The sequence below is a fragment of the Anaerofustis sp. genome, from assembly GCF_019420015.1.
Classification (GTDB): Bacteria; Bacillota; Clostridia; order Eubacteriales; family Anaerofustaceae; genus Anaerofustis.
The window spans coordinates 1-5,933 of sequence record NZ_JAHZIA010000022.1 but is presented as its reverse complement, the minus strand read 5'-3'; the positions used below and the strand labels follow the sequence as shown (position 1 = coordinate 5,933).

Sequence of the window (5,933 nt, the reverse complement as noted above, 5' to 3'; positions counted from 1 at the left end):
GGAATTAGATGAAAACTATTTTAATATTGCTAAAGATAGAATAGAAAAAGCAAAAGAAGGTGGCTTATGTCAAGATTATCAAAAGAACAATTAACAGTTTTGATGAAAAAAGAAAATGTAACTCGACTATGGTCTTGGAGTAAGGTGAATACATTTTTAACATCTAAATATGAATATTTTTTAAAATACATAAAGCATATTCCAGAAGATAGGACAGATTGTGTCTATGCACCATTTGGCAGTATTTGTCATTCTGCACTTGAAAAGTATTATACAAATCAGATTAAATATGATGATATGATAACTGATTTTGAAGATGGTTGGACTATGAATATTGATGTCCTTAATCTGAAATTTGACAGAAATGATGAAAAGAAAAATAAAAGTATTTCTGAAAAGTATAAATATAATCTTAAACATTTTTTTAAACATCATAAGCCAATAGAATATAAAACTAATATTGAAAAGTTTGCTTCAGTCAAAATAGGTGAAAACTTGTTTCAGGGATATTTAGATTGTTGTTTTAAAGACGAAAATGGCAATGTCAATATCATAGATTTTAAAACTTCAACAAAGTTTTCTGGAAAGATAATAGAAGAAAAGACAGGACAGTTAGTAATCTATGCTATGGCACTGATTCAAGCTGGTATACCTATTGAAAGGATAAAAATTGGTTTTAATTTTCTTAAATATTGTACTGTTGAGTATGAACAATCTAATGGTGCTAAAAAAGCAAGAGATATTGAACGATATAAGATTGGCGATTCTTTAAAAAGTAATGCCAAGATGTGGCTTAAAAAGAATGAATATTCCGAAAAAGAAATAGAAAGTTATTTAAATATGTTGATAGAAACAAATGATATTACTTGTTTGCCGAAAGAGGTTCAAAACAAATATGTTTTTTCAGATTGTTATGTTTATGTCCCATTGACACAAAAACTTATAGATAAATGGAGCAATGATATTATTGCTACAATTAAAGACATTGAAGCAAGAGAAAAAGATTATCAACAAAATCAAAATGAGAAGATATTTTGGGATAATGAAGAAGATATAAAGAAAGAAAGTTATTATTTTTCTACTTTGTGCGGTTATAGTGGTGCTATTCATAAACCTTACGGTGAATATCTTCAAAAGTTAAAAGACAAAGAAAATGGTAAAGAAAATTTATTTGATGGGATTGGTAGTGAAACTGAGAAAGATGTATCTAATGAAAGTACGTCAGAATGGTACGATTTAAGTTGGTTAGATAATGTTTTGTGATGAGGAATAAGGTGAAGATTTGAAAAATAATAATTACACTGTTTATCATCTACATAGTGATTATTCAAATACAAATGGATATGCAGACTCTTGTTCTAAGTTCAAAGAGTATATTAAACTTGCGAAAAAACAAAACATGAAGGCATTAGCTTTTTCAGAACATGGAAATTGTTATGATTGGATAAAGAAAAAACAGGAATGTGATAAGGTTGGTATTAAATATATTCATGGTGTTGAAATGTATTTGTGTACTAAGTTACAAGATGATGATAGGGGTAGTCATATTGGGTTATATGCAAGAAACTGGGATGGAGTTCTTGAAATCAATAGGTTGCTTTCAATATCTACTTTAAAAGGTAATCTTGATGACGAGAGTGATAGACACACATATCACAATCCAAGAATTTCTTTAGAAGAGCTTATGAATACAAGTGATAATATTATCATTACTTCTGCCTGTTTAGCATCACCATTAAACAAATGGGATACTGTTGAAAGAAAAGAATTTTTTCAGACCTTAGTTAAATGGATGGTAAAAAATAAACATAGATGTTTCTTAGAAATACAATATCATAATTGTGAAAATCAAAAAATTTACAATCAGAAAATGTATTTCTATAGTAAGAAAACAGGTATTCCTCTTATTGCTGGTACAGATACACATTCATCTACTCCATATAAAGCAGAATGTAGGAAAATCTTACAGAAATATAAAAATAGTTTTTATGGTGAAGAAGATGAATTTGATTTAACTTGGAAAACATATGAAGAATTAATTACTTCTTTTAAAATTCAAAATTGTTTACCAGAAGAGGTATATATGGAATCTATTAGAAATACTAATATGCTTGCAGAAATGGTAGAAGAATTTAATTTGGATAAAGCATTTAAATATCCTACATTGTATGGTGATAATGTAAGAGAACAGTGGAAGCAACTAATTTATACCAACTTTGATGAAAAGTGTAGAAATGAAAAATTAAAATTACCTTCTAAGATACTAAAAGAATGTAATGAATATTTCATTAAAAATCCAGTAATACCTACAGGTGAATCAGAAAAAGAGATTTATGAAATCTATAAAAAGAATCTTAAATGGGCAAATAAATATACTGATATAGAAATAATTAGACAATATAAAAAAAGAATTATTGAAGAATTTAAAGTTATGTGTAAACTTGGCATGGAATCATTTATGATGTTTATGTCAGAGTTGATTTCTTGGGCTAAAGATAACGATATTCCTTGTGGCACAGGAAGGGGTTCAGTGTGTGGGAGTATGATAGCTTTTATAACTAACATCACAGATGTTGACCCTATGGTATGGAACACTGTGTTTTCACGATTTTGTAATGAAGATAGAATTTCTCTTGGTGATATTGATATAGATTTTGCTGGAGAGGATAGAGAAAAGGTATATCAATACATCATTCAAAGATTTACTCCTGAGAAAACAGCTTATATTGCTGCATTTTCAACTTTACAGGATAGAGGATGTATTGATGTGCTTGCTGGCGGTTTAGGATATAAAGACCTTGATAAAGTAATGGAAATCAAGAACAAATTTGATGAATACTTTTCAAGATATTCCAAAATTGTACAGGAAGAAGTAAATATTGAAGAATTGGTAGAAAATGGGGAAACAGAAACAGGTTCTATCTCATTTAATAATCATAAAGTATATATGCTTCATATTGCTCAAGAGGAACAAAAAAAACAACTTGATGATATTAAGAAATTATATGATAAATTAATTGCAGAAAATCAAGATTTGTTCTATTACTTAAATGGTTTGAAAGATACTATTGTTGCAAAAGGTGTTCATCCAAGTGGTATTATTGGTTCACCAATTACTCTTGCAGACAATATTGGACTTTTCTATAAAGACGGAAACCCAGAAATGCCTGTTTCTACCTGTGCTATGAAAGCAGTAGATTCATTAAACTATGTTAAGTTTGATATTCTTGGATTAAAAACAGTAGGTATTATCAAAGATGCTTGTAAATATGCTGGTATTCCATATCCAAAGTCATACGAATTGAATTGGAATGATCCAAAGGTATGGCATAATATGATTACAGCTCAACAGGGAGTATTCCAGTTTGAGGGTGAACAAAATTGCCCTCATTAAACCTATTGAACCTATAAAAATAGGGTGTGTATTATACGATTAGGAATCGTAGGAAATGACGATTAGATAATATGCTAACAGGGAATGTTACAATATTTAAGGCAGTATTGTAAAGAATCCTGTGGGAAACTATTATTTTTTCCTTTCTCTCAAAAGAAAGGAGTGATGTTAATGAAATATAAATATAAAATTGATGAAATATATAATCTTATGCAAGTAAAAAAGATATATAGAAAAAGCGATAGACTTTATGTGGACTGTAAATGTATAAATTGTGGAAAATTAAAAACATTAAGAGCAAGTGATTTATACAATAATAAAACAAATAGTTGTCGTTGCCAAGTTATTAAACATGGAATGAATCGAACAAAAATATATTCTATATATCATAATATGAAAGACAGATGTTTGAACCCTAACAATCATGCATATAATAATTATGGTAGTAGAGGAATAAATATTTGTGAAGATTGGTTAAATGAAAATGGTTTTATTAATTTCTATAATTGGTCTATTTCAAATGGTTATCAAGAAGGATTATCAATAGATAGAATAAATATAGAAGGAAATTATAAACCTACTAATTGTAGATGGATAACAGTTAGTGAAAATGTAGCATTATCAAATGTACAACATCCAAGAGTAAAAAAGAAAAAATAATAGAACCTTCATCGACTATCGAAAGCTAAAAAAAGACATTTGTAGAAATACATAAATAATAATTATATTAGGTCTTTTGAAAATAAGACACTATAAGTGTACGAAGCAAGTAGAGTACCACAATGTTGTAATACATTGGTTGCTTTTGGCATTTGGGGAAGTGGTAGGCTGTATATGTGTTGGTAATAGATACATATATTGATAATATAGTCAGCATACACAAGTATGTGGATTATGCCTTTTCATTGTTAAAAGATTTCAAACCAAATACTATCAACCATATGAGTATGGTTAATGCAGCTCTTAGACCTTCAGGAAAATCATATAGGGATAGAATGATTGCTGGAGAGCATAATGATAACCCTTCTAAGGAAATTGATGATTTACTTGCAAGTAACAATGGTTATCTTATCTTTCAGGAAGATACTATTAAATTCTTGACAGATATTTGTGGTTTTACTGGTTCAGCAGCAGATACTACACGAAGAGCTATTGGTAAAAAGGACAAAGAGTTGTTAAAGCAACAGCTTCCTAAGATTCTGGAAGGATATTGCAGTCATTCATCGCAACCAAGAGTTAAGGCAGAAGAAGAAGCAAAACAATTTGTACAGATTGTACAGGATTCATCTGAGTATCAATTTGGATATAATCATTCCACTGCTTATTCGATGAATGGTTATGAATGTGTATGGTTGAGAACCTATTACACAATAGAATTTATCGCAGCTTATCTTAATAGAGCTGAAAATAAAGATGATACCAATTATGGCGTTGAATTGGCAAGAATGAATGACATCAAAATTAAGCCTATTCAGTTTGGCAAATCTATGGATAAATATACTATCGAAAAAGAAACAAATTCAATCTACAAAGGAATAGAATCTATCAAATATTGTAATTCTAAAATTGCAGAAGAATTATTAGAATTATCAAAACAGAAAGATTATAAAACATTTATTGAACTATTAGATGACATAACAACAAAAACCAGTATAAATTCAAGACAGTTAGAAATTCTAATAGGATTAAATTTCTTCTCTGATTTCGGAAATAATAAATATCTTTTAAATATTTATAACCTTTATAATGGAATTAAAGAAAAAGGAAAAACAATTTTGCCTTCATTTAGAAATTGTAGTGTTATTTCTAAAAAAAATATAGATAATTATTCTACATATGGTTTATCTGAATATCTTGTGAAAAAATATTCTAATAAAGAAACTCAATCTCAATATAGAGAGATTGATAATATAGGTTTATTGTCTGAACTTTGTAACAAGATAGAGAATAAGTCTATGAATGTTGTTGAACAAATGAAATTTGAAAAAGAATATCTGCAATATATAGAGTACATTAACCCTAAAATTTCAGATAATTATTATGTAGTTATTGATTTTAAAACTTATAAAAATTCTACTCAGCCTTATTTAATAGTAAGAAATATTTCATCAGGTGAAGAACTTAAAACAAGAATTAAGCGTGGCAACATTTATAAATCTAAGCCTTTTGGAGAGTTTTCAATATTGAAAATCTATGGATTTATTTGGGATTTTAAAAGAAAAAAAGTCGGTGACGATTGGATAATTACAGACGAAAAAGAACCGATATTAGAAGAATATGAAGTTATAAAAAATGAGGAGTAATAAATATGTGCATAACAAAACTTTTGCAAGGTGATTGTTTGGAATTAATGAAGAAAATTCCTGATAATAGTATAGATTTAATAGCTACTGACCCACCGTACAGAGTAACCTCAAAAGGAAATACAGGAAATTCTGGTGGAATGTTGAAGAAAGATATATTTAGTAAAGGAAAAGTGTTTATCTATAATGATATTGATTGTATAAAATATGCTCCTGAATTTTATAGAATATTAAAA

At 28.3% G+C, this 5,933-nt stretch carries 4 protein-coding genes and 1 pseudogene; all 5 read left to right on the top strand.

Annotated elements, in window-relative coordinates; all coding sequences use genetic code 11:
• Positions 1-66: 66 nt before the first annotated feature.
• Complete coding sequence (locus tag QZ357_RS04595) at positions 67-1,263, top strand: PD-(D/E)XK nuclease family protein (RefSeq protein ID WP_290772408.1); 1,197 nt, start codon at positions 67-69, stop codon at positions 1,261-1,263.
• A 19-nt stretch (positions 1,264-1,282) separates the two neighbouring features.
• A complete protein-coding gene (locus QZ357_RS04590; protein WP_290772405.1) occupies positions 1,283-3,394 on the top strand; it encodes a PHP domain-containing protein in 2,112 nt (703 codons plus the stop codon).
• A 171-nt stretch (positions 3,395-3,565) separates the two neighbouring features.
• On the top strand, positions 3,566-4,054 hold the full coding sequence (locus QZ357_RS04585) for a hypothetical protein (protein WP_290772402.1): 489 nt from the start codon (positions 3,566-3,568) through the stop codon (positions 4,052-4,054).
• A gap of 176 nt (positions 4,055-4,230) precedes the next feature.
• The gene (locus QZ357_RS04580) at positions 4,231-5,697 is read left to right on the top strand and encodes a hypothetical protein (protein ID WP_290772399.1); all 1,467 of its coding nucleotides are present in this window, start codon (positions 4,231-4,233) and stop codon (positions 5,695-5,697) included.
• Between the two features lie 5 nt (positions 5,698-5,702).
• Positions 5,703-5,933 (top strand): annotated as a pseudogene (locus QZ357_RS04575) (hypothetical protein); the annotation flags it as partial.